The sequence below is a fragment of the Nostoc sp. MG11 genome (assembly GCF_014904695.1).
Taxonomy (GTDB): Bacteria; Cyanobacteriota; Cyanobacteriia; order Cyanobacteriales; family Nostocaceae; genus Komarekiella.
In genome coordinates this window covers 298149-323015 of sequence record NZ_JACXXN010000006.1, presented here as the reverse complement: position 1 = coordinate 323015, position 24867 = coordinate 298149, and the positions used below count along the sequence as shown (strand labels likewise).

24 protein-coding genes are annotated in these 24867 nt (G+C 42.2%); 6 read left to right on the top strand and 18 right to left on the bottom strand.

Annotated features, from left to right (window positions below):
• Positions 1-35 precede the first annotated feature (35 nt).
• Entirely contained in the window at positions 36-227 is a 192-nt protein-coding gene (locus HCR01_RS12505; RefSeq protein WP_193196485.1) for a hypothetical protein, read from the bottom strand.
• 212 nt (positions 228-439) lie between these two features.
• Here HCR01_RS12505 and HCR01_RS12500 point away from each other — a divergent pair, with 212 nt between their 5' ends.
• Complete coding sequence (locus HCR01_RS12500) at positions 440-1276, top strand: alpha/beta hydrolase family protein (RefSeq protein ID WP_193196484.1); 837 nt, start codon at positions 440-442, stop codon at positions 1274-1276.
• A 63-nt stretch (positions 1277-1339) separates the two neighbouring features.
• Here the strand turns inward: HCR01_RS12500 and HCR01_RS12495 are convergent, their stop codons facing one another.
• The 11 genes from HCR01_RS12495 to HCR01_RS12445 form a co-directional block, all read right to left on the bottom strand.
• Entirely contained in the window at positions 1340-2407 is a 1068-nt protein-coding gene (locus HCR01_RS12495) for an aliphatic sulfonate ABC transporter substrate-binding protein (RefSeq protein ID WP_193196483.1), read from the bottom strand.
• A gap of 220 nt (positions 2408-2627) precedes the next feature.
• On the bottom strand, positions 2628-4478 hold the full coding sequence (locus HCR01_RS12490; protein WP_193196531.1) for an ABC transporter ATP-binding protein: 1851 nt from the start codon (positions 4476-4478) through the stop codon (positions 2628-2630).
• A gap of 34 nt (positions 4479-4512) precedes the next feature.
• On the bottom strand, positions 4513-5511 hold the full coding sequence (locus tag HCR01_RS12485) for an aldo/keto reductase (RefSeq protein ID WP_193196482.1): 999 nt from the start codon (positions 5509-5511) through the stop codon (positions 4513-4515).
• 63 nt (positions 5512-5574) lie between these two features.
• Positions 5575-6216 carry a DsbA family protein gene (locus HCR01_RS12480; RefSeq protein ID WP_193196481.1) on the bottom strand — a complete coding sequence of 214 codons (642 nt, stop codon included), beginning with the start codon at positions 6214-6216 and terminating at the stop codon, positions 5575-5577.
• 93 nt (positions 6217-6309) lie between these two features.
• Positions 6310-6975: a dienelactone hydrolase family protein gene (locus HCR01_RS12475; RefSeq protein WP_193196480.1), complete on the bottom strand. Its 666-nt coding sequence runs from the start codon at positions 6973-6975 to the stop codon at positions 6310-6312.
• Between the two features lie 91 nt (positions 6976-7066).
• A complete protein-coding gene (locus HCR01_RS12470) occupies positions 7067-7882 on the bottom strand; it encodes a class I SAM-dependent methyltransferase (RefSeq protein ID WP_193196479.1) in 816 nt (271 codons plus the stop codon).
• 101 nt (positions 7883-7983) lie between these two features.
• Positions 7984-9210: an MFS transporter gene (locus HCR01_RS12465; protein WP_193196478.1), complete on the bottom strand. Its 1227-nt coding sequence runs from the start codon at positions 9208-9210 to the stop codon at positions 7984-7986.
• Positions 9211-9482: 272 nt separating this feature from the next.
• On the bottom strand, positions 9483-10451 hold the full coding sequence (locus HCR01_RS12460) for a TauD/TfdA dioxygenase family protein (protein ID WP_193196477.1): 969 nt from the start codon (positions 10449-10451) through the stop codon (positions 9483-9485).
• Positions 10452-10556: 105 nt separating this feature from the next.
• The gene (locus HCR01_RS12455; RefSeq protein WP_193196476.1) at positions 10557-12095 is read right to left on the bottom strand and encodes an amidohydrolase family protein; all 1539 of its coding nucleotides are present in this window, start codon (positions 12093-12095) and stop codon (positions 10557-10559) included.
• Positions 12096-12154: 59 nt separating this feature from the next.
• Positions 12155-13519 carry an LLM class flavin-dependent oxidoreductase gene (locus HCR01_RS12450; protein ID WP_193196475.1) on the bottom strand — a complete coding sequence of 455 codons (1365 nt, stop codon included), beginning with the start codon at positions 13517-13519 and terminating at the stop codon, positions 12155-12157.
• Positions 13520-13747: 228 nt separating this feature from the next.
• Positions 13748-14569: a class I SAM-dependent methyltransferase gene (locus tag HCR01_RS12445; protein WP_193196474.1), complete on the bottom strand. Its 822-nt coding sequence runs from the start codon at positions 14567-14569 to the stop codon at positions 13748-13750.
• 738 nt (positions 14570-15307) lie between these two features.
• On the opposite strand from HCR01_RS12445, the gene HCR01_RS12440 reads away from it, so the two are divergent.
• From HCR01_RS12440 to HCR01_RS12430, 3 genes are all read left to right on the top strand, one after another.
• Complete coding sequence (locus HCR01_RS12440; RefSeq protein WP_193196473.1) at positions 15308-17107, top strand: iron uptake porin; 1800 nt, start codon at positions 15308-15310, stop codon at positions 17105-17107.
• A 385-nt stretch (positions 17108-17492) separates the two neighbouring features.
• Entirely contained in the window at positions 17493-18320 is an 828-nt protein-coding gene (locus HCR01_RS12435; RefSeq protein WP_193196472.1) for an ABC transporter permease subunit, read from the top strand.
• Between the two features lie 117 nt (positions 18321-18437).
• Positions 18438-19205, top strand: coding sequence for an ATP-binding cassette domain-containing protein (locus HCR01_RS12430; protein ID WP_193196471.1), 768 nt, complete (start codon positions 18438-18440; stop codon positions 19203-19205).
• Between the two features lie 123 nt (positions 19206-19328).
• On the opposite strand, the gene HCR01_RS38605 is transcribed toward HCR01_RS12430, so the two are convergent.
• Complete coding sequence (locus HCR01_RS38605) at positions 19329-19520, bottom strand: pentapeptide repeat-containing protein (RefSeq protein WP_226889281.1); 192 nt, start codon at positions 19518-19520, stop codon at positions 19329-19331.
• A gap of 39 nt (positions 19521-19559) precedes the next feature.
• Entirely contained in the window at positions 19560-19622 is a 63-nt protein-coding gene (locus HCR01_RS38600) for a pentapeptide repeat-containing protein (protein ID WP_413773943.1), read from the bottom strand.
• A 369-nt stretch (positions 19623-19991) separates the two neighbouring features.
• On the opposite strand from HCR01_RS38600, the gene HCR01_RS12420 reads away from it, so the two are divergent.
• Positions 19992-20156 (top strand): hypothetical protein, encoded by a 165-nt coding sequence (locus tag HCR01_RS12420; protein WP_193196470.1) that lies wholly within the window; start codon positions 19992-19994, stop codon positions 20154-20156.
• Positions 20157-20277: 121 nt separating this feature from the next.
• Here HCR01_RS12420 and ssuD read toward each other — a convergent pair whose 3' ends face one another.
• Positions 20278-21423 carry an FMNH2-dependent alkanesulfonate monooxygenase gene (gene ssuD, locus HCR01_RS12415; protein ID WP_193196469.1) on the bottom strand — a complete coding sequence of 382 codons (1146 nt, stop codon included), beginning with the start codon at positions 21421-21423 and terminating at the stop codon, positions 20278-20280.
• A 603-nt stretch (positions 21424-22026) separates the two neighbouring features.
• On the opposite strand from ssuD, the gene HCR01_RS40420 reads away from it, so the two are divergent.
• Positions 22027-22173, top strand: coding sequence for a hypothetical protein (locus HCR01_RS40420; RefSeq protein ID WP_320073108.1), 147 nt, complete (start codon positions 22027-22029; stop codon positions 22171-22173).
• Positions 22174-22321: 148 nt separating this feature from the next.
• Here HCR01_RS40420 and HCR01_RS12405 read toward each other — a convergent pair whose 3' ends face one another.
• The 3 genes from HCR01_RS12405 to HCR01_RS12395 all read right to left on the bottom strand — a co-directional run bounded on the left by HCR01_RS12405 (position 22322) and on the right by HCR01_RS12395 (position 24851).
• A complete protein-coding gene (locus HCR01_RS12405) occupies positions 22322-22567 on the bottom strand; it encodes a hypothetical protein (RefSeq protein ID WP_193196468.1) in 246 nt (81 codons plus the stop codon).
• 255 nt (positions 22568-22822) lie between these two features.
• Positions 22823-23686, bottom strand: a complete 864-nt coding sequence (locus HCR01_RS12400) for a TauD/TfdA dioxygenase family protein (RefSeq protein WP_193196467.1) — start codon at positions 23684-23686, stop codon at positions 22823-22825.
• Between the two features lie 61 nt (positions 23687-23747).
• Positions 23748-24851: an aliphatic sulfonate ABC transporter substrate-binding protein gene (locus tag HCR01_RS12395; protein WP_193196466.1), complete on the bottom strand. Its 1104-nt coding sequence runs from the start codon at positions 24849-24851 to the stop codon at positions 23748-23750.
• Between the last annotated feature and the right edge of the window lie 16 nt (positions 24852-24867).

Here is a 24867-nt window from a genome sequence, read left to right as displayed (position 1 = left end):
AACAAGATTCCGCCATGAACTTACCGCAACTACTCTCAAATCAGTTGTACTACCAGCTTCAATTCACAAACAACAGTTTTTCTAACCTTTAACTCCTTAACAGAGTGGGCTTCATTAGCTAACCACTGCTCAATCATCTCCACTAGAACATGACTCATCTTCAGCCCACGCAAAGCGCAAGCTGCATGAAAGCGTTTCTTCAGGTCGTCTGTGATACTAATCTGCATAATAGCTAGTGTAGATAGTGTCTATACAAAGCTACAAATGTACAGGACAGCTTCAGTAGATTGACGATAGTAGTTCGCTTAAGCAAATTTAAACTCTTTAATCAAATACTCGCTTTATCACCAGCAAAACCCAATCCCCGCACAAGAGGCTACACGTTATAATTCCAGTAGAAGATAAAGGCTTTGTCGCCGGACAAGGAAAGGTGCTGCGGTTGAGTTTAGAGAAGGATACATTCAGCCCCGATTCAATTTATGACCAAGTGAAGCACTACATGATCGCGATTGCTGCCAATGGCGCTCCGGCGGATGTCTACTATCCAGTTTTGCCAAACTCAACTGCCAATCAACTGCCGATCGCGCTGATGCTCCAAGGTGCTTTAGTCGATAAAGCAGACTATTCTAACTATGCACAGAAAGTCGCTAGCTATGGATTTGTCGTGGTTGTTCCGAATCATGAACGAACCAGAACCGGACTAGATGGACAAGCCATTACAGGATTTTTTGCAGATGAGCAGCAAGTGAATGACGTGCTGGCTCAAATGAAACTCGAAGATGCTGATGCGAATTCACCGATCTTTGAAATGGTAGATACCGAAAAGCTAGGACTCTTGGGGCACTCGTTTGGTGCATATGCTGGATTAGCCGCCATTCAAAATATCAATAATCCAAATGTCTCTTGCGGAGACTATACTCGACCGCCTGAACTAAAAGCAGGCATCTTCTATGGTGCCAACTTCCAGACGCCACCCTATAGCGGCACGTTTCCTCTGATCGATAATCAAGGTATTCCCATAGGCTTAATCGCAGGAACGCTCGATGGTATTGCTAATTTTGGTGATGTGGCAACAACCTATGACAAGATTCAAGATACACCAAAAGCGTTGATTGTGATTGAAGGCGCGAATCACTATAGCATTGCTAATCAAGATAGTGACCGCGATCCGAATCGACCAACGCTCGATCAAGCAACGTCAATAGGTGCGATCGGGCGCTGGAGTGGACTGTTCTTGCGAGCGCATTTACTCGGCGATCGGGGGCTAAAATTCTAGCAACTTCACTGCGGTTGCTTTCAGCCCATTGTCTTGGCTTGTCTATTTTATCTTTGTCATCGTCTATTTTTGGCTAATTGTTGAAGGAGTAATGGCGGCATATTGTTCAGGTGTCAACACAGCTGCTTGAATATTTACAGGTTTAGGGAGCAAACCATTCTTATAGAAATAATCAGCAACTCTTTGCTGGTCTTTGATCAATTCTGGAGAAATAGCTCTTAATCCATAGCTACGACGACTTAGTACCAAGTCCATCACTTCTGGGTCTAGTTTTTGATGAGGCATAATTAATTTTGCTGTCTCTTTGGGATTAGCTTCTGCCCAGCGTTGAATTTTATCAATTTCCTCAATCACTATCCGTAGTAGTTCTGGATTATCAACAGCAAACTGTCTTCCACCGATATAGTAGCTACCTGGAGTGTCAAGCCCTTGAGCAGTTTTAATAATCCGCACCTTACCCAATTTTTCAGCTCTCGCTAAATGAGGATCGCCACTTACCCAAACAGGAATCTTACCTTCTAGAAATGCGCTACTAGCTTCTACATTAGGTATACTTAGAACTTGAATATCTTCTGGTTTCAAACCTACGTTTTCCAGCTCTCTAATAATGAAATAGTGAGATGCAGAAGCTTTTTGGAAGACTACTTTTTGCCTCTTAATATCTTTGACGGTCTTGATGAGAGAATTTGGGGGAACAGCGATTGCACTTGCTCTACCACTTTTTTCTGTGCGCCGTGAACCAACCACATAAACAATATCAGCGCCAGCAGCTTGGGCAAAGATGGGAGGAGTTTCTCCCACAGAACCTAAATCGATTTTGCCCACATTCATAGCTTCCATCAGCTGAGGCCCTTGAGCAAATTGCGCCCATTCTACCTTGATACCCAAGGGTTCTAGACGTTTTTCTAATACTCCTGTAACTCGAACTAAATCACCAGCTTGTTGATACCCCATACGAAGAACTTTTGTCTTGATGCTACTGGTAGCTGAGACATTCGTTGTAGTATTAGATTTTTCTACTCGTGCGGTTGTAGGATTGCAACTACTGATAACCAATGCAGTTGATAAACCCAACAAACCTGCTGTACCAAGCCGGACAAAACGGCGGCGAGTGTTGAATATTCTAGTCATACGTGAAATGTGAAATAGGATGTTTTCAATCAGAATTCAGAATTCAGAATGCAATTAGTGGAGATTTAGACCAGCCACCTTGAAGCACTACCAAATCTATGATTTTGTGTGGTGTTTCACCGTTTATTCATCTGCCAGTCGTACAGATAAAAATTCTGAATTCTGACGACTGACACCTTTATTCTTTCTTGTTAAAATGGCCACGATTCGATGCTCAAAGCTATCCTGTTTGTAGTTCAGATACATTCTGATTATTGGCTTCTACAGGTAAGAATCCACCTGCCTGCATTTTCCATAATCTGTAGTAAGCACCATGACGTGCCAGTAGTTTGGTATGAGTGCCATCTTCGACAATGCGACCTTGATCAAACACTAAAATCCGGTCTAGATGGGCAATAGTAGACAACCGATGAGCCACCACAATCACCGTTTTCCCATTCATCGCTAAATCTAGAGTGTCTTGGATGGCTTTTTCAGTGATGGAATCGAGGCTAGAGGTGGCTTCATCTAGAATCAGGATTGGTGCATCTTTGAGAATTACCCGCGCGATCGCAATCCGTTGTCTCTGCCCTCCAGAAAGTTTGACACCACGTTCACCCACCAGAGAATCATAACCTTCTTTAATCTGGGCGATAAAATCGTGAGCATAGGCTTGGCGTGCCGCCTCGATCACTTCCTCGTTGGTGGCATCCAGTCGTCCATAACGAATATTTTCTATCAATGTTCGATGGAATAGAGATGGATCTTGCGGAATCAAGCTGATTTGGGAGTGTAGGGCCTCTTGAGTCATATCTTGAATATTCACCCCATCAATCAGAATCTCTCCCGATTGGGGGTCGAATTGACGCAAAATCAGATTGACGAAGGTGGATTTTCCAGAACCAGAGAAGCCAACCAGTCCGACACGCTGGCCTGGTTGGATGGTGAGAGAAAGATTGTCGAATACTTTTTTCCCAAGGGAGTAGCTAAAATTCACTTGGCGAAACTCAATCTGTCCGTGAGTGATTGAATGGGCGATCGCACTATCTTGATCAATGATTTCGTGGGGTTGAACGATAGTGAAGACACCATTGGCAATATTGCCAATATGTTCAAATAATTCCAGAAAACGTCGGCTCAAATTACGGGCTTCACTGATGATTAAAAGCGATAAGCTAGTTGCTACCACAAAGTCAGCGGTTGCGATCGCTCCTTGACTCCAAAGTGAGAGCGAGTAATACAAAGTGCCAATTTTCAGGACTGCTGCTGAGATAAACTGAAACCAGCGGATTCGCTCTGAGTACCAGTTGGATTTTCTCACCTCTTTGAGTTCGTGCCTTAATTGCTCATTCAAATAGCGTCGTTCAAAACCCAGGCGAGCAAATAGTCGGCTACTGGTGAGATTTGTTACCGCATCTACGATGATGCCAGTTGTCTCACTTCTAGCGGCTGCGGCTTTTCGGGAGTAAATTCGGCAGCGAGTAGCCAGCCAGAACGAAATACTGATGAAGAGAACTGCCCACGCCCCCACGAGTGCAGCCAGCGGAGGATAGGCGCGATAGAGTAACATCGTGGCAACGATATAGACGATGATTACTGGCATAAATTCAGTAATCAGCATTTGCATTGTTTGGGTAACACCCAAAGAGGTTTCGCTAATCCGATGTGCCAATGCTCCGGCAAAACTGCTGCTCAGGTAACGGTGAGAATGGTGCTGTAAGTAGGCATATAGCGATCGGACGATGTGCTGTCGGTGGATCGGATGGAGGATTGTCTGCAAAAGTCCAGATGCTCGCCCGAATACCACTTCACCCACACTCAAGGCAGTGAATAACATCAGGGGTTGGCTCACGGCATCAAAAATCTGCTTACTGTCCCCTGGCGATCGCGTCACGCTCCGAATGATCTCACCAATGGCATAAGGCAACATGATGCCGCAGGTTGCATGTATTACCTCCAGAATCACCATTATCACGTACCACCAGCGAAACTGGTTAACAAAATAGCAAATGAAACTAAAGGTCGTCGCTGGCAAGGCTGGGGCATCGGCAGCACGTTGAAAGGATTTCGCTTGTCTGGACTTTTTGGGCATGAATGCTGAATTAATATTCATTCCTAACGCAGACTTAACGCAGAGAATCTCCCCTGCGATATTCGGCAGTGAGGTCGTCTAGCTTTTGTTTCAAACTGTCGTCGAGTTTTAGTTCTAAAGCCTTGAGGGTGTCAGTCAGTTGTTCTGGACGGCTAGCGCCAATAATGGGGGCAGTGATAATTGGATTAGCCAGCACCCAAGCCACCGCTAGGGTAGTGAGGGATAATCCGGCTAGATCGGCCACTGTGCGTAATTCCTCCACAGTATTGAACTCGCGATCGCGCCAGTATCGTTCTTGATAGCGTTCGGCGGCACTCCCCAAGGTGAAACGTGTACCTGTGGTGGGGCCGTTAGCCAGATTATGTTTACCAGTCAGTAAACCACCAGCCAAGGGATTGTAAGGAATTACACCAAGCCTTTCTTCTTGCGCTAAAGGCAAAAGTTCTCGCTCAATCTCGCGGAATAAGAGATTATAGCGGGGTTGAATCGAAACAAAGCGAGTCAGATTTCGTACATCTGCACGACCCAAAGCGCGGGCGAGTCGGTATGCTAAGAAGTTGGAAACCCCGATATAACGTACCTTCCCAGCCCGCACTAATGTATCTAATGCTTCTAGTGTTTCATCGAGAGGGGTTGAGGCATCATCAGAGTGCAATTGGTACAGGTCAATATAATCAGTTCCCAGTCGTCTTAGAGAAGCATTGATCGCATCCAAAATATGTTTGCGCGAAGCACCCTGATCCCAAGGTGCAGGGCCAACCTTGCCAACAGCTTTGGTAGCCAAGATAAAATGTTCGCGTTTGCCTTTAAGCCAGCGCCCAACGATTTCTTCGGTACTTCCAGCCGTAGCTAGTCCACCCCCCAAAGGATAAACGTCAGCTGTATCCAGAAAGTTGATACCAGCATTGGCGGCAGTGTCGAGGATTACCCTAGAAGTTTCTTCATCTGTCTGCAAACCGAAGGTCATAGTGCCAAGACAGAGGCGCGAAACGGTCAATCCAGTTTGACCGAGTTTAGTTGTGGGTAATGTCATAGATTTGTAGTTGATTGAGAAATTGTTAGATTTATTTTCCAGGGGAATATAGCTATCTAAAATTTAGCTTGGGAGTATTGAGCGCACTTTTTCCACCAACCAATCAACACGGTCTTTACCCCAGAAACGCTCACCTTTAATTACCCAAGTAGGTACACCCGGACAGGCTGCCTTGGTAAACAAATTCATTGAATGATTCAACATTTGAGTAATTTCCGTAGTGAAGGCGAGGTTTAAAATATGCTCACAATCCAAGCCAGAGGAGGATATACAGTGTTTAATAACTTCCTCGTCATTCACATCCATGCCATCTACCCAAGCGGCACGAAAGAGAGCTTGGTCTAATAATGATTCTTTCCCAGATCCAAGTGCTGCATAATAAGCGCGGGCTGGTAGTTCTTCACGATTCAACGATGATGCAATCCATCTCTTGGCACGCTCTTGAAAGAGATCGCGAGTGATTAAATGGAGTTCGATCCCGAATTTCTTTGCCCAACGGATGCAATCTTCCCGATGATAAGATCCTTGAACAGCAGTTTCTTTACTGCCTAATAGGTCTGCAACCATGATTCCCTGTTCTTTGGGAATACAAATTGGGCGACGCTGGACTATAACGGGTATCCCAGATAAAGCACGATTTAACAATGTGATGCCAATATACGCATTAGGTGAGTGATAGATTGTATAGCTGTCAATTTCAATCATCGTGGGAACGTAATTAAGATAAACATACAGACGTAATTAAAACGATTACCAGTTACGCATTCTGCACTGTCGTTTGAATAGACCAAAAAATTTTTAAATTGCTAGAGAAGCTTGACGACGACTTTGTGAAATCAGCCATTGTTGCAATTTCGAGTCTCGATAAACTTCATCAGCAATAAAATGATCGCCTTCAGGTAATACAGTAAAATCTACTGTACCGCCAGCTGTTCGCAAGCTATCGACAATCTGCTGTGTATCCTCAATCGATAATTTTTCGTCTTTTGCACCTTGGAATATTTGGATGGAAATTTCTTTGAGTCCAGCTAGTTGGGTTTCTTCTAATGTCTTGGCTACACGCCCTGATACTGCTACCAAACCAGCGAAGCGACTAGGGTGAGAAGCGGCGATATGCCAAGCTCCAGCTGTACCTAAGCTGAACCCAGATATGATGACACTGTATGGATTGATGGGTTGGGAAGCGATGAGATCATCCAGCAAAGCAATTACATCCGACTCTCGTTCTACCCAAGTTTGTCCTTCAGAAAGTTGGGGAGCTGCAAAGAAGTAAGGTAAAGAGCTGGATTCATCTACGAAACGAGGTAAACCCCATTTCAGCAGCACATTTAAATCATTGCCGCGATCGCGTGCCCCATGCAAAAATAACACCAGGGGCGCGGGTTGGTTGGCATCGGCAGAAACAGGCGAAAACAGATAAGGCAAAGAACCATTGCTGCTGTTCAGACGGTGTTCGACAGTCATACTCTTGACTCCTAAAGTTTGGGGACTGGGGAAAGGTTAAAGGGAAGAATTGTAGTGGCGTAGCAAGGCTAAAATGTTGCATTATTCGGTGTTATGCCCAATTTCGCACTACAACAATTTTGAATTTGGTTTCACTAGATAAGTCATAGTCTAGAGAACCGTAGTGTTCTAAAGCCCATTCGCGTAAATCATCAATGGCTTTGGCAAAGACATCATCAGTGAGATGCCAACTATGACGATAGACTCTGTTTTGATAGTCTTCTAGTAATTTTTTAACAGTTAATTCCCACTTCCATTGAGCTGCAATTACTGTTTCTAAACTTGCACCTTGGGTGCGTAGTTCTGTTAAGACCTCTTCCTCTGTTGCACCGTAATCGGGTAAAGGATAACCATAACTAGCAATGATATCTTCCCAACGTTGCTGAAAAGTCAGCCTACCTTGATTGTTATTGAGATTTGTTGAGATGGAATCGAGAGTGCCGTGAGTATATAGGTAAGGACTACCAGGTTTGAGGATGCGGCGGATTTCGGAGAGTGCTTGCTTCCAAGCAGAAACCAGATGGAACACATGAACCGTCAACCCGACATCAAAGGAGTTATCAAGAAACTGTAAAGCAGTAGCATCTCCTTTGACGGCTATCAGGCGGTGGGAAATACCTTCTAGCTTGCGGTGCAACTCAGTTAACATCTTTTCTGAGACATCTATACCTGTGTAAGAATAGCCTCTTTTGGCAATCGGAATAGCGATTCTGCCAGTACCCACACCAATTTCAAAGAACTTAGTCTCTGATGTCGGTGAAACTATGTTGAGGATAGTGTTAGTTACTTGTTCAGATATTCCTGGTGGTAATCCTCTTGTAGAATCGTAAACATCAAATACACGATCAAATGAAATTGTTGCAGTCATCTTTTTCTCCTTTGTGGATAAGTTAATTGGCGAATATTGAGTCAAATAGATAATTAATAATTTTGCAATTTGCCAAGTTTTTTTAAAGCAAAAAATATATTTTATGAATTATTTGCATTTAAATTCAAGCGAACTAAATTCCGAAAGGTAGAAATTTGCTGCATAAAAATACCTGAACCTGTAATACAAATACTTGCGCCAAGGATGACAGTATTCACAACACCGATACGGCTTGCTAGTGCGCCAGCTATCAAATTGCCTAGAGGAACTGCACCCGTAGATGCCATTACGTAAAGACCTGTGATTTGTCCACGATTTTCATCGCTGACTAACAACTGAAGTAAAGTACGTCCAGCAATTATCTGCAAAATAAAGCCGAAACCAGCCGCTAACAGTGACAGCAAAGAAAGCCAGAACACACGCGATAGGGCAAAAAAAATCAGACTCGTGCCCATCAAACCTATACCTAATGCCAAAATTGTTCCTAATCCATGTACATTTTGATGCCTAGTTAAATAGATACCACCTGCTAAAGTTCCTAAGCTGGATGCTGTCATTAGAAAACCAAAAGTGTTAGATTCACCCTGCAAAATCTCTTTGGCAAAAATCGGCCCCAATGCTAGGTAAAATCCCCAAACGCAGCAGACTAAACTTGAACCAATCAAGATAGAGCGAATTGGCAAAAACCCTATGGCATAGTTAAAACTAGTTTTCAATTCTTCTAGAGGTTGGCGCGTAGAAATGACAGCTTTTTTGTCAGTAGTTCTGATTGCTAAAAGAGCAATAATTACAGCAATATAACTGATACTATCCAATAAAAAACATAGCCCCGATCCCCACGCTGCAATCAACAAACCTGCGATCGCAGGCCCCACCATACTCGTCACACTTACAAGAGAAGAGTACAAGGCAAACGCATTACCGAGATTTTCTTTACCTACTGTTTGGGGTAAAAAAGCTTGCCGAGTTGGAATATCAAAGGCGTTGATTATACCTAACAGTACACCCAAAAAAGTAATGTACCAGACGTTAATCGTACCACTCAAGGCTAACCACGTTAGAGGTAGAGACCGCAACATCCCCAAAATTTGGGTGACAAGCAGAATGCGGTGACGATTAGTGCGATCGGCAATAATTCCACCCAGAGGAATCAAAAGCAATGTGGGAATTTGGCTGGCAAAACCCACTACACCTAATAACAAAGCGGAATCAGTAAGGCGATATACCAGCCAGCTAGTAGCTACCTGAGTCATTGAAGTACCAATTAGAGAAATTGCTTGACCTGTGTAGAACAAGCTAAAATTTCTAGAACTAAAAGCACGGAGCATGACTGATGATTTTTGGGTGTCTGCATCTGGTAATTATAATACGGTAACTTTATAGATTTACCGTATTATAAAGCGTGATTGCTTTGTGCGATCGCCTGAATTTGTGTACAACTTAATTGAGTTGTAGGTTGGGGAGCCACTCACGTGGGCGGGTTTCCCGACTTGAGTGAAGTGGCGTTTGAGGAACGTAGCTTGCTTCCCGCAGGGTAACCCAACATTTACGCGTCGTGGTTGGGTTGCGCTTCGCTTAACCCAACCTACGTTTCTACAACTTAATTGAGTGCTGGTTCTGCTAATACCTTCTCGGCTTTTTGCTTGAGGACAGTGGGTAATTCACCCGTTAACTGCTCGCCTTCAACTATTTGCGAACGGAAACCATCAGGCCCGACTGGAATATCACCTGTAATGGTGGTGCGATAGAGTACGCGCTCAACTTCTATATGATCCAAATCTTGTGGGGCTAAATGCGAGGTGGCGCGGTTATCCCAAAATGCGATATCACCATTGTTCCAACGGAAGCGGGTGGTGTAGGCAGGTTTAGTGATTTGGTTGAAAAACAACTCTAGCAGCAGTTCACTCTCTTGTGGTGACACATCAAGAATGTGCGAGGTGAAGCCAGGGTTCACGAACAATGCACGTTCGCCTGTCTCAGGATGAACGCGTACCACTGGGTGAATCGAAACCTGCGGATTGGCTGCGATGCGCTGGGCATATTTGCTATTGCTGGGTATTCGCAAACGTGCATTGAACCTGTGTTCTGCTTTTAATGTGTCTGCTAACTTCCGCAGAGGTTCTGATAGACCCTCATAAGCTGCCACCAGATTAGTCCATTGTGTGTCACCACCAACGCTAGGAACATTAACTGCTCGCAGAATTGAACCCGCAGGTGGGTTAACAACAGCAGTTACATCAGTATGCCAACGACTTTCATAGCTAGAACGTTGTAGACCGTTACGGCGCTCGAAGCGGCTGCGATCGATTGGTAAGATTTGGGAAAAGCCTTCTATGGGCTCGTCTTCGTGAGGATGCGCGTAAGTTACTTCACCAAAACGAGCCGTGAAGGCAATCTGTGCAGCATGATTGATGTTCTGATTGCGAAAGAACACAACTTTCCATTTCAATAATGCTTGACGAATTTCGGCAACTGCTTCATCGTGCAGAGGACGCGAAAGATCCACGCCGCCGATTTCAGCACCAGTGAAACCAGAAGTCGGTTTAACTTCAATGTGCTTATAGCTCATGTTTATTCTCCAAAGATTGATTTATGGGTGAATGTTTGCGATCGTCAGCTTCCTTTGGAAGATTTTTATTTAGGGCTTGCTGAATAACGGTAAAATCCTCATCTCTTACGCCGTTACCAAACTTTTATCTGCTTGTGGAGATTCGATGTTACCTACCTTAGATGCAACTGCCGTACCCTTGAAGAAGTCGGAATTGGCTTGAGTATAAAACTTGTAAGGATTATGGAATACATAAGCCTTAAAGTCCGCTTCAGAAAGCACACCTTCTTGTACCAAATCCCAGCTTTCCGCTAGTGGGTCGGTCAAATCTGGCACATCCCAGTGACCAACATCTGAGGAATAAATGGCGTTGATTTTCACACCCAAGGGATTGGCTTTGTCGTTGAATGCTGCGGCGATGGTGCGATCGTCAGACTCAGAACCAAAGAAGAAACTATTTACCCAGCGATCGCGGATATCTTCGATTGTTTCAATCCCGGCGGCTGCAAAGTCTTCTAGTTCGCTACCAACGGGTGAGCGGCTATGACGGTTGAAGGAAGAACCCAAGACACTCTTTGTCAATTCTTCTTTATTGAGGGGATATGCTTCTAGGAATTCACTACCGAAACGCTCAAACAACAAGAACAACTCATCAGCATTGGCGAATTCTGGGTTGTAGTTTTGCAGACCTTTGAGACTGCGTTTAGAGAAACGGTCTACCAAATGAATATAGACGTGAGCGCCCCAATCTGCACCACCTTCAAGCATAGCTATACGCAACTGTGGGAAACGTTTGGTCACACCACCAAAGAATAACGCCTTGGCAAATGCTTGTGAGCCATCGGCAAAGTGACCGATATGGTTGTTCATATAGTTACTGATGGAGGAGCGTCCAGTCCAACCTTGACTGCCGTAATGGGTAGTAATGGGTACACCTAATTCAACTGCTTTTGCCCAGAATGGATCATAGTCGTATTCACTATCCAATCCGTAAAAGTCAATGTAAGAGGCATGTTTGGCGATTTCGGGAAATTTATCTGCTGGATATTTATCAGCGATCGCCTTAATTGGCCGTTTCACACCACCAGGAATATTAGCTACTTTAAGCTCCAGTGTTTTCACGGCAAACTCTAGCTCCTCAACAGCTTCTTGAGGATTACCCATAGGGATACCAGCTACAGGTGTGAGGCGATCGCTATATTTCCGGTACAAGTCAGCATGGTAGTGATTGACAGCCCGTTGCAGTGCTTGACGGTTCTCTTTGCTAGCTCCAGCCGGTGCGAGGACATTATTGGGAAACAGTACCGAATAATCTGACCCCTGCTCCGCTTGACGCTCATAGAACAGTTCCGGAAGAGTGTAAGTAGCGAGATCCAACGTATTGCGGGTAACTCTAGCCCACCAAGGCGATCGAATTGTGCGGTTGTACTGGCGTTCTTCTGGAGTTTGTTGATACCAGTCTTTACCATTGCTCTTGGAATTGAGCCGAGAAGCTTCCGCCTTGCGTAATTCATCTACAAGTTTCGAGCCACCATATTTAGCAATGTAATCCTCAAGCGCCGGAGTGAAATCATTAGTATGAACATCAGTGTCAATTATCGGATAATTGAGATTTGCTTTGATTGCAGCCGAGCGAGAAGTTTTTAATCTGCTATATTCAGTCATGATTTTTTCCTTCAAAAAGTGACAAATTTTTCTCACCAAAACCTCTTCGCAATTACGAATTACACCAACACCAATCTCTCATCCACTTGTTTAGCGGCAAATTGATTACCTGGACGACGTAACCCCAAGTTTTCCCGCAAGGTGCTACCCTCATATTCAGTACGGAACAGTCCCCGTCTCTGGAGGATGGGAACGACTAAGTTAACGAAGTCATCTAACCCTGTAGGCAGGATTGGTGGCATGATATTAAAACCATCTGCTGCACCATTGTTAAACCATTCCTCTAACTGATCAGCAATACTTTCGGGAGTACCAAGAATAGTACGATGACCTCTAGCAGTAGCAAGAGCAAGATATAACTGACGCAGCGTGAGAGTCCCACGAGTAGCTAAATCCTTGACTAATTTCAGACGACTCTTATTAGTATTGGTATCACTGGGTAGTTCAGGAGCTACATCATCTAAAGAATATTTCGATAGATCCACACCTTTGTAATAGTTGCCTAAAATACCCCAAGCTACATCGGGATGAATCAACGATTGCAGAAATTCGTATTTCTCTTGGGCTTCTGCTTCAGTCCGGCCGATGATGGGGAAAGCCCCAGGCATGATTTTTAGATCATCTGGCGATCGCCCATATTTCGTCAACCTACCTTTGACATCTGCGTAAAATTCTTGGGCATCAGCTAAAGTTTGATTGGCAGTGAAAATCACCTCAGCAGTACGCGCAGCTAAATCCCGTCCAGCTTCCGATGCTCCCGCCTGCACAATCACCGGATAACCTTGAGGTGGACGACCAACATTCAAGGGGCCTTTGACAGAAAAATATTTACCCTTGTGGTTGAGTATATGTAGTTTATTCTGGTCGAAATAAATACCAGATTCTCTGTCACGAATGAAAGCATCGTCTTCCCAGCTATCCCACAGTCCTTTAACCACTTCCACAAACTCTTCCGCACGTTCATAACGTTGGCTATGTTCTGGGTGATGCTCAAGACCGAAATTACGTGCAGCATTCTCGTTACCCGTAGTAACTACATTCCACCCCGCCCGGCCTTTACTCAAGTGATCCAAAGAAGCAAACTTACGTGCTAGGGTGTAGGGTTCTTCGTAGGTAGTCGAGGCTGTAGAAATAAAGCCAATGTTTTGAGTTACAGAGGACAAAGCCGAAAAGAGTGTCACCGGCTCAAAATGGACAAGTTTACCATTGCGTCTCTGCGTTTGAGGCTCACCACCCCAAACTCCTGGGCTATCCGCTAGAAAAACTGCATCAAATAAACCACGTTCGGCAGTTTGGGTAATTTCTTTGTAATGCTCGAAATTAAAACCCGCATCTATTTGTGCATCTGGATGTCGCCAAGCAGAAACATGATGTCCAGTAGCTTGAATAAATGCTCCTAAACGAAACTTACGTTTTTTGCTCATCTACTTTTCTCTTTTTTGGATAGCTAGATTAATTTACTGTCGAGATATCACACCAGAGAAAGAGCAACCAAATAATTCTCATCACCCCTCTGTCTTGAAAAGTTGAGCCACTGCGTTGGGCGGCTTTGCCGACTTGAAGCAAGTGGCGTTCCTAGGTCGGGCTAACCCTCCTACAGAACTTTTCGCTGCGTGAACCTCCGCGCTCCTCTGCGTTAAAATTTCATCGCATTAATGCTTCCAAACTACTTGGATAGTTGCTGTGAGTTCTTCTGTAAAATGACCAGAAGGCTCAACTGCTAGTAACGCTTCTTTGATATCTGCTTCAAACTCTTCGGCTTTGTCGCCATAAAAAACTTTTAAAGAAAAGGCTGTAGTGTACAAGTAGCCAAGATAGCTAGAGACTGTCCAAGATTTCTCAAACGGCACTTCATATACTTCTTGACGGGCAAATTTGGAATTGGCAATTACGACTTCGTGAGGAGGATCGACTGGTTTACGAATGCCTTGTCCTCGTTGTCCAGTTCGTCGTTCTTCACCTAACCATTTTTTAACTACTCCAACAGCAGCTTGTTTCCAGGGTAAAGAACTTATCCAAGGATTATCACCTGTATTGAGCAATGCGATCGCACCATCATCTGCCAGCAATTCATAAAGACGTTCAAGTACAAGTTCCCGCTCCATCCAGTGGAAGGCTCTGCCAATGGTAGCTAGTTTAAACACCCCTAAACTAGAGTTAATTAGTTCTGCTCCTTGTTCTAGCCAAGTAATATTGTTTGCTCTTACGGTTGCTGCTTGACTTTGCGCTTCTGTGAGCATTTCTGGATCGGGATCAATAGCAACTACTTCCTGAAATTTGGTGCTAAGAGGAATGGCTATTAAACCAGGCCCAGTACCCAAATCAAGCAGTCGTCCCTGACCATTGAGATGAAAGATTTCAGTTAGTTTGTCGAATACAGCAGGTGGGTATTTAGTTCTGTATTGAGCATAAACTTCAGCTGCACCCTCAAATAATGTTGGGTCGTAAGTAGGAAGTGTTTTCAGTTGCGTCATAAGTTGATTTTTTGGTTAATCAATATGTATTTGGGGATTGAGGAAATTATTCTTAATATCTCTCTAGTCTGTCTTGGTAGAACGATTCTAGAAAGGAAAACTTGTAGTGAAAGAATGCTGACATTCTGACCAAGTTTGCTTGAACCACTTAGAGCATTGGTAGGGCGTTTCACTACTGCTTGCATCAGATACACGATTAATCTTTGCCCTATCAATGTTTTTTTGTAGCTCTGGCTAGGCAATCACTTGATAAATGAGATGCTGTAGTTTATTTTAAAGTACTAAAACTTGATTGATTTACCGTAGTTTGCTCATGTAACAGATTTTTCCACACTTACTAGAAAAATGCAAGCACTGCTTAACACAAGTTTGCTAATAGTTCTCTGTAAAAAATGTATCTTAAGGGGCTTGTTTTTTTTATTGTTTTATGCAAACATCCAAAGTTAATGGTAAAACTACTAAATTCCGATAAGCTTTTAGTAGTTTGGTGGCAGCCATAAATTAGGCTAATTCAAATTCTTATAAAGAGAGCATCCCATTTTGTAATTCTCTTGCTTCGTCTGTAATCTTTTCACACCATTTGGTCTTTGCCAAAAGATATTCATTGAAAAATCTTTGTGAGGCAATCCATCTGATGAAATATTTGTCTGCAAAAGGATATGTAATCTGGATGTAAAAATCCTGTGGGGTGCTAGCAATCAAAGATTTGTTGATTTTCTGTGCATAATTCAATAACCAATGTTTAAAGTTTTGTGGAATTACGGGCTAGTTATCCCAGCCCTTTTTAATGTATTTTTCATTCTGTCTTCAGTAGCAAGTGCTGCTGAAATGCCAAATTTACCTGAGTCTAGATCAGAGATTAAGGAAATTTCCCCAAATAGTAGCGCAAACCTTGTCATTAAAACCGCTCAGGCTGAATCGAATCAAACTTCCAACCTAAAAGTAATCGAAACGCCAGACTATTTACCATCCCAAGAAGCAAATCTACTTTCTCAGGAGACTTTCACAGAGCAAGATAACTCCCTAGAGCAAGTTACATCTGTTTCTGAATTATCAGATGTTCAGCCTACAGATTGGGCATTTCAAGCAATACAATCTTTAGTGGAACGTTATGGTGCGATCGCGGGTTATAAAGATGGTACATTCAAAGGCGATCGCGCCCTGACACGCTATGAATTTGCGGCTGGTCTAAATACTGCTTTAGACCGAATCAATCAGATAATCGCTAGTTCTACAGCAGACTTAATCAAAACAGAAGACTTAGATACAATCAAGAAGCTAAAAGAGGAATTTTCCACAGAACTAGCTGCACTGCAAAAACGAATTGATACAGCAGAGGCAAAACTGGGAGTCATCGAATCACAACAATTTTCTACTACAGTTAAACTCACAGGTCGAGCGCAGATTGTCCTTGGCTCACTTCTAGCCGGTAATAATGTTGTAACTGGAACGCCAGCACCCCGCGTAGCCACACTGCAAGATTCATTAACTTTGCGATTGAATGCCAGCTTTACAGGTAAAGATTCACTAGGCATAACAATGGGGGGTGGAAATATTGAATCATTGGGACAAACAAGAGCTGGATTATTAGGTACTTATGATGGCAGAACGGCTGATAACGCCAATATTACAAGACCACGCAACGATTTTAGTCTTACTGGTCTGCGTTATCGGTTTCCAGTAGGTTCAAATACTCAAGTCAATGTTTACGCCTTATCTGATGGAGCTAATGAACTAGGTTTTACTGTACCGATTAATCCATACTTTGAAAGTAGTTTAACAACTGGTTCTAATGGGATTTCCCGATTCTCACGACGAGCTTTAGTCTATCAATATGGAGATAGTGGTGGCGGAATAGCGGTACTCCATAGATTAAATAAACAGTTCCAACTGGGAATAGCTTACAGTGCACCTAATGCTAACAACCCTGGAGACAATACTGGCTTCCTCACAGGTCGATATTTAGCTTTAGGACAGATACTATATACCAGTCCTCAGAATAATTTTCGAGTGGCTCTAACTTACGTCAATACTTATAGTCCACCAAACGCCAGAGGTTTAAGTGGAACTAACTTTGGGCCAGCAGCAGGGAGTAACTTGGTTAATAGCACCGTGGCTGGAACGGGAACTGTAGCTAATCTTTATGGTGTCCAAGCTTTTTATCAATTTAGTCCCAGGTTTGCTATCAATGGTTGGGTAAGTTATGGCGCACACCGCTATTTAGGGCGTGGCGATGGACGTGCTATGGATTGGGCGGTAGGACTGGCTTTCCCGGATCTTGGGAAGGAGGGAAGTTTAGGAGGATTGTTTGTGGGTATGGCACCAAAACTTACCAGTCTCAGCAATAATGTAGATTTAGGAGCAGGTTTAGGACAAGCAGACAAAGATACTTCCTTGCATGTTGAAGGATTCTATCAATATAGAATCAGTGACAAGATTGACATTACGCCGGGTTTTATCTGGGTGACTGCACCAGATTCAAATGCCAACAATCCTGATAGTTTATTTGCATGGATTCGTACTGTCTATCGGTTTTAGGGATGATCAATAGATATGGGGTGGGTTGCTCTGTCGCTAACCCACCGTTATTTCAGGGCTGATAGTGCGTCATAGACTATCGTCCTAACGTATCCTGCAAATTGGAGATTTTTTGAATTGGAAGCCTCTTAAAATCTAGAAAAGTTTATTTGGGTTTGCTTTTTACGTAAATTCATGTACGATCATTTATAATCTACGGCAAATCGCTCGATTTATAGTATTTAGTCTCAACGTACACAATTTACAGGGTAATCTTTTTGATTTATTCTTGACGAATTTCTGCCACTATCTGGATAGAACCAAAAGTTATAGCACCATAGGTACTCCGTCTTATTAAAGAAATAATTGTCAATAAGAAATTTGTAAAACAGTTAACAGGTTAATTATGACTATTACCCTCAAAAAGATTAAAAGTAGCGAAAAATCCCTAGAAGCAGTATTCAACAACAAATTCGCTAATAAAATCATCCCTTGGATAGTGCCTTTTATAGTGCTACTACTTTGGGAAATTGCTTCCAGAACTGGTTTACTTTCCAGCAGAATTCTTCCAGCACCAAGTAGCGTAGTTTTTACGGCATTTAAGTTAGCTTCAACTGGAGAGCTTTTCCAACACATGGGAATCAGTGCCACACGCGCTATATCTGGTTTTATCATTGGTGGTGGAATTGGCTTTATTTTAGGATTACTCACCGGATTTTCTCGCATTGCAGAACAATTATTAGATAGTTCCTTGCAAATGCTACGTACTATTCCCAACTTGGCATTAATTCCCCTAGTAATTTTATGGTTTGGAATTGGCGATCAAGCTAGATTATTTCTAGTTTCTATAGGTGTGTTTTTTCCAATTTACCTTAATACCTATCATGGAATTCGTAGTGTAGATCCTCAACTCATTGAAATGGGTAGAGTTTATGGCTTAAAAACATCTCAACTCTTGTGGCAAATTGTTTTTCCAGGAGCTTTATCTTCAATTTTAATTGGTGTCCGCTTTTCCTTGGGTATTATGTGGCTATCTTTAATTGTCGCCGAACAAATTGCAGCAGATTCAGGCATTGGTTATATGGCAATGAATGCCCGTGAGTTTATGCAAACAGACGTTGTGGTGTTAAGTATTATCATCTATGCACTGTTAGGTAAACTAGCAAATTCCATCGCCAAAGCTCTAGAAAATAAATTTTTATCATGGAATCCTAACTACACATCTGCTGGGTAAAAGCTTAGGTCAAAAATTAAACAAATTTTTAATCTTTGACCTTTATTAATTGATGGCAAAAAATCCAAACTTCAGTAACTTAATCACTCGAAAATCTCTCAGCAAGGAAAAAGTTATATGGTTTTAAGTATACAAGGCTCACAACTCAATATTTTGGGTTTAAGCAAAGTTTTTGGAAATAAAACTGTCTTAAACTCAATAAATCTAGAAGTAGCACCAGGAGAATTTATTGCTATTGTGGGGCGTAGTGGTTGCGGTAAAAGTACCTTACTGCGCCTAGTGTCTGGGTTAGATAAACCTACTACAGGCGGCATATTATTAGATGGAGAACCACTACGTAAGCTTAGTCATTCCGTAAGAGTGATGTTTCAAGACCCCCGGTTACTACCTTGGAAACGTGTGATAGATAATGTAGGTCTGGGTTTGCAAGAAAATTGGCGTGCAAAAGCTGCGCGGGTATTAGAACAAGTCGGACTCAAAGATAGAGCTGGTGAATGGCCTTACGTGTTATCTGGAGGACAACGACAACGAGTAGCATTAGCTAGAGCCTTGGTGAGTCAACCACAACTATTACTACTTGATGAGCCTTTAGGAGCATTGGATGCGTTAACTCGCTTAGAAATGCAACATTTAATCGAAGATATGTGGCAACAGAGAGGCTTTACGGCGTTTTTAGTTACCCATGATGTAGAGGAAGCTGTGGCGCTGGCAGACAGAGTGATAGTAATTGAAGAAGGACGGGTTGCGTTAGATTTACCTGTAAGATTGTCGCGTCCACGAGACAGAGCTAGTGAAGTATTTGTAAATATTAGAGAAGCAGTACTACAACAAGTTATGAATAATGAAGACACTCGCGCACATCAATTATTGCAAATGAGCCATTAATACTTTAGCTTTAAGTGGATATCTCATCTAGTAAATTAACAAAACCCCAACTACCAAGGGTGGTAATCGGGGTCAAAAAGAGAGATATTCACTTAGGTTTTTTGTGCCATAACTAGGCTTTTTTCATTGAGTCGTTAATCCTAGTGGTGCGATCGCTTTTTCCAAATCAGCCCCTTGGAAGTTTGCTCCGACTATATTCGCTCCCGTGAGATTGGCCTTTTCTAAATCCGCATCAAATAAGTTCGCATTCTCTAAGTTTGCGCCTATGATGCTTGCCTTGCTTAAATCAGCACCTTGAAGATTTGCACCTTGCAAGTTAGTTCCTTGTAAGTTTGATCGTTTTAAATCAGCACCTTACAAGTTCGCATTCTCTAAATTTGCATTTTGTAGGTTTGTATCCTTGAGTTTTTCTCCTATTAAGTTACATTCAATACACTCATTGGCTGCTAGTAAATGTCTAACGTTGTCTGTTACAGATGTTATGGAAGCAGGTGCAGATTTTACTGTTGTGGTTTGTGTTAGCGATTGATATCATGTTCGGCAAATTGCCCATAATTAAGTCGCTAATTTGGGCCACCAGTGAAAATTGGTTAAGCCATATACAAAATCAGGCTGGTCAATAATTTGACGACAACGTTGAATTAAAATTTCCTCAACTTCATCAAGGCTTTCAAAACTCCGATTAGCATTGCAGGTCGTTACACTTATCTAGCTGCACAGTTTCGTCGTCTCAGTGCACGACGTGGGGCTAAACGCGCTGCGGTTGATGTTGCTCATTCGATTTTAGTGATTGCTTACCATCTGATTCAACGCAATACTCCTTACTCCGAACTGGGTGTTTCTTACTTTGACCGTCTCGAAAAACCACAACTCAAGAAAAAACGTTTAGTTAAGCAATTAGAGAAACTCGGTTTTCAAGTATCCCTTACTGAGATTGCAATTGTTTCTTAATTGAAGAACCGTTATTGTTTGTCAACTCTCTTGCTGTACGAAAAATGTATCCCCTACAGCCACTTTCTCTTGCCTATCTCCTCCACCTCCATTTTCAAGCTAGAGGTACGCGGAGTGTTTTTTAATCTACGGTGGCGATTTGCTGTTTGGGGAATTCTTGGTTGGCTACAACTTCGCCAAAGGGACTCAATAGTTGCGGTTCTAGTATTGGCTGATTGTCTAGGGGTAAATGAGGGAAAAGTAATTCTGCTACCCGATATGCTTCTTCTAAATGAGGATAACCAGAGAAGATGAAGGTATCGATACCTAATTTTTGATATTCCAGCATTCTCTGAGCAACAGTATCGGCATCGCCTACTAAGGCTGTGCCAGCACCACCACGCACTAAGCCAATTCCTGCCCATAAATTCGGGCTAATTTCTAAGGCTTCACGAGAGCCGTTGTGTAATTCTTTCATGCGGTGTTGTCCTTCGGAATCCATGCGTGCGTAGGCTTGTTGGGTTTTGGCGATCGCATCTTCATCTACGTAACGAATCAAATCATTAGCTGCATCCCAGGCTTGGCTTTCAGTCTCCCGCACAATGACGTGGAGACGAATCCCAAAACGTAATGTTCTCCCTTGGGCTGCTGCTAATCGGCGTACAGAGGCAATCTTTTGGGCAACTTGTTCTGGTGGTTCGCCCCAAGTTAAATATACATCTACGTGTTTGGCTGCAATTTCTTGAGCAATCAGGGAAGAACCTCCAAACCACAGAGGCGGATGAGGTTTCTGGATTGTGGGAAATAACAGTTTACCACTTTGGATATTCAGATGATTTCCCTGGAAGTCGGCAGTTTCTCCGGCTGCTATCTGTCGCCACACTGCTAAAAACTCATCTGTTAATCTGTAGCGATCGTCATGAGAAAGATGTAAGCCATCCCCTGCCAATTCCACCGGATCGCCACCTGTAACCACGTTAATCAGCAATCGTCCGCCAGAAATGCGATCAAATGTTGCTGCCATCCTTGCTGCTACTCCCGGCGACATCAACCCCGGACGTATGGCCACCAAAAACTTCATTTGCTTGGTATGTGTTACTAAAGTTGATGCCAAAACCCAGGCATCTTCACATGAACGACCTGTAGGTAGTAATGCGCCTGTAAAACCTAAATGATCTACTGCCTGGGCAATCTGTCGCCAGTAATCAAAGTTGACTGCCCGCCCGCCTATGGCAGTACCAAGGTAGCGCCCTTCACCGTGAGTCGGAATAAACCAAAGTAGCTGCATGATTATGTCAGAGTAGCTGCAATATTTCCTGGTTGTTTAAATACGGTAATTCTATCAAATTACCGTATTATTTGAATTACTTTTAGACTATCGCACAGCCAGTTGAGCAAAGCAATACCTTTACAAAAGTAAACACGGTTAATTGGTAAAGTTACAGTAGTTTAATACTTGCGGTTTTTTGGTAGATATGACATACTCTGGCTTTCAAGCCCATTATTTATATAGACTTACCGTAGTTTATAGTTTGCTTCACAAATCTTGCTGCAAGGAATTGATCATGCTTTAAAGATGCACAAGGATTAGTAGTTACGACAGATTCAGCCCAGGCGATCGCAGCTATTAACTATTTTATCGATCAGCACTTTGCTATGGCAAAGGTGCAGAAACAGCAGTTTTACAAGCAATTGCGGCAGATTCCACTTGTGTATTAGCTCATGCTTATGCGGCTGCTCATTATCTCATCCAAGAAAATAACAAAGCTTGGCAGTGAGCTTTACCATATGTGCAAACTGCACAACAGCATTGCATTAAGATTACCGCCAGAGAACAGTTATATGTGCAAGCAATTTCAGCTTGAGCAAATCAAGAGATTGAGGTAGTGAAGTGATCGCCACTCATGAAGAGATTGGCAATCAATTTCCCCGTGATTTGATTTCCGTACAGCAGGGACAGTATCACTATTTTTATATAGGCAATAAAGAAAAATTACTGGAAATTGCTCGGAAAGTTTTACCTAGCAATCCCCAATAACATTATTTATATAGCATGGTGGCATTTTGTTTAGAACAATGTCATCAACTCCAAGTAGCAGAAAAGATGGCACGCCAAGCGATCACCTGATAGAATCCGAACCAATTGTGAGCTAGATAAGATGTAATTTGCAATCTTTTATATATAGTCATTTTTGTTCTACAACAGTTTCATTTTGAAAAAATTGAGTCAACTTTTTCCCAGACAAATAATGTATATATAAAAATACGAGGCTGGCAAAGGTCAACAACATAATACCGAAAACTGTCGTATACGCTTTAGTGTGCCACCATAGCTGCTTTAACAAATCTGTACCAAGTTGTAATATCTTCAACAAAAAATAATTATTTACTTTTTTAGCGTCTTGGATATTGATGTGTTGAGCTAATGCCATTTTGATTTCTGCCTTCAATTAAACAAAAGAACGATAACTCGATAATCTTAGTGTAGATTATATTATATATTATCTAAGTTCGTCAAAAATATGAATAGTTAGCGTTAATAATTTTGAAGGTATAATTCAAATATTCTCAATCAATAAAATTTAAATCATCACAAAGTAAAAACCCCGGTTTATTCAAGAAAACGGGGTTCTTCTAGCTCAAATTATCTTTTCAAATAAATGGAATTTTTGAAATGGGATTTTTCCTCAAAATGGACGGCTACCCGCTAAACTTATCCGTTTCATCACCCGGCGTTGATTGGGGTCAAATGCTTGACGATAATGTAAAGTCGCTTGATTATCCCAATAGACAATATCGCCTACAGACCATTTGTGTTGATAATAAAACTGAGGTTGATGTAAATGCGATCGCAGATGTTCAATTAATTCAGATCCTTCTTGCGGATCTAAACCAATAATTTCCACTTCTGTGGCGTAATCCAAATATAAAATCTTTTTCCCACTTTCTGGATGTGTTCGTACTAGTGGGTGAGGAAATACAGGACTAATTAGGGGAATACTCTTGTCTAGACGGTATTTAGAACGAGGTGTATTTGGTTTATTTAAAAACGGATTGTATGTAATCAACTGCAAATCTGCTATTCGACGCTTTATAGACTCATCAAGAGATTCATAAGCCAAATTCAGATTTAACCAGTAAGTATCTCCACCTTCCGAGGGAACTTCTAAAGCATAGAGTAAAGAACCACTAGAAGGATAAGGAGTCCACTTATGATCAGAATGAAAAGTTAGTTCACCAGTCCCAGTATAGCCACCATCAACATTAGAAACAGGAATTATTACGGGTGTGACTCCTGGTTGAGAAGCAAGAACTGGGATGTTATCTGGTGGGACAAATAGAGAACCAAAAATAAAAGCAAAGTTTAAGAATTGCTCATCGGTCAGGTTTTGGTTTTTGAAGATAAGGATGTGGTGTTCAAGTAATGCTTGTTTCAGTTGTAAGATGACTTCCGGTTTAATCGGCTGACTAGCATCCAGTCCAGTTACTACAGCGCCTAGAGGTGCATTAAGGTCAGTAATTTGAAAGTTAGTTAAAGTGAGTGTAGACATAAGTGATTGTTAAAATCTCCCACAATTTCTAAAGAACAACTAATAGTTAACATCCCAAATATTATTTTTTTGCAAGCACTTCTTGAGGAGTAATTTCGGCATATTGTTCAGGAGTCAAGAAGCCATCTTTCACATTTACCTTCTTAGGTATGAGTTCTAGGCTATACCATTTGTCAGCAACTTCTTGTTGTTTATTAATAATTGCTGCGGTAATTGGAATCAGGGTAAAATCATACTTTTTGTGCATAATCTCTAACGTAGGTGTATCAAGTTGAGTTGTTGCAGAGAGTAATTGGGAAATTTCTTTAGGGTTATTTTTTGCCCAATTTTGGGCTTTTTGTACTTCTTCTAAAAAGACTTTGATGACCTCTCGATTTTCTTCATAGAATTTGCGGTTTGTGGATATAAAGTTGTTAGTATCTCGCAAACCATTCCCACCATCAGTTAAAACACGTCCCGTGTTATTTTGAACATTTCTTGTAACAAATGGTTCCCAGATAAACCAAGCATCTACTCTACCTTGACTAAATGCCACATTAGCATCTGGAGGTGGTAGGTAGACTGATTCTATATCACTGAGCTTTAAACCTTCTCTTTCTAAGGCTCTAAGTATCAGATAATGACCGATTGATGCTTTTTGAAAAGCTACTTTTTTCCCTTTTAAATCTTTGACACTTTGAATAGGAGAGTTTTTAGGGACTAACAGTGAAACTGATTGACCATCAGAAGAATTAGCCGCTAGATATACAAGAGGTGCGTCGGCTGCTTGAGAAAAAACAGGAGGAGATTCGGCTGTGTAGGCAATATCAAGTGCGCCTGCATTTAAAGCTTCTAATTGTTGTGGCCCGGCAGCAAACTCTGGCCACTCTACCCTATATCCTAAAGGTTTTAATCGTTCTGCTAGAATACCTTTTTGTTCTAAGACGGCTAGGGCAGTAAGTTGTTTAGAGCGGACAATTCTAATTACTTTATCAGCAGTAGTATTACTACTACTAGCTACATTAGAAGCTGATGAAACTGCTTGTTGCTGAGAATTATTAGGTGAATTGCTGCAACTAAATAATGTAGTGGATAATACTAAACTGTAGCCAAAAGCAAATAAAGCGTGACGACGAGTGATGCGTCGGTTGTTCCAGAATGCAATTTGTTTTCTAAAATCTTTCATGAATTAATTCACCTCT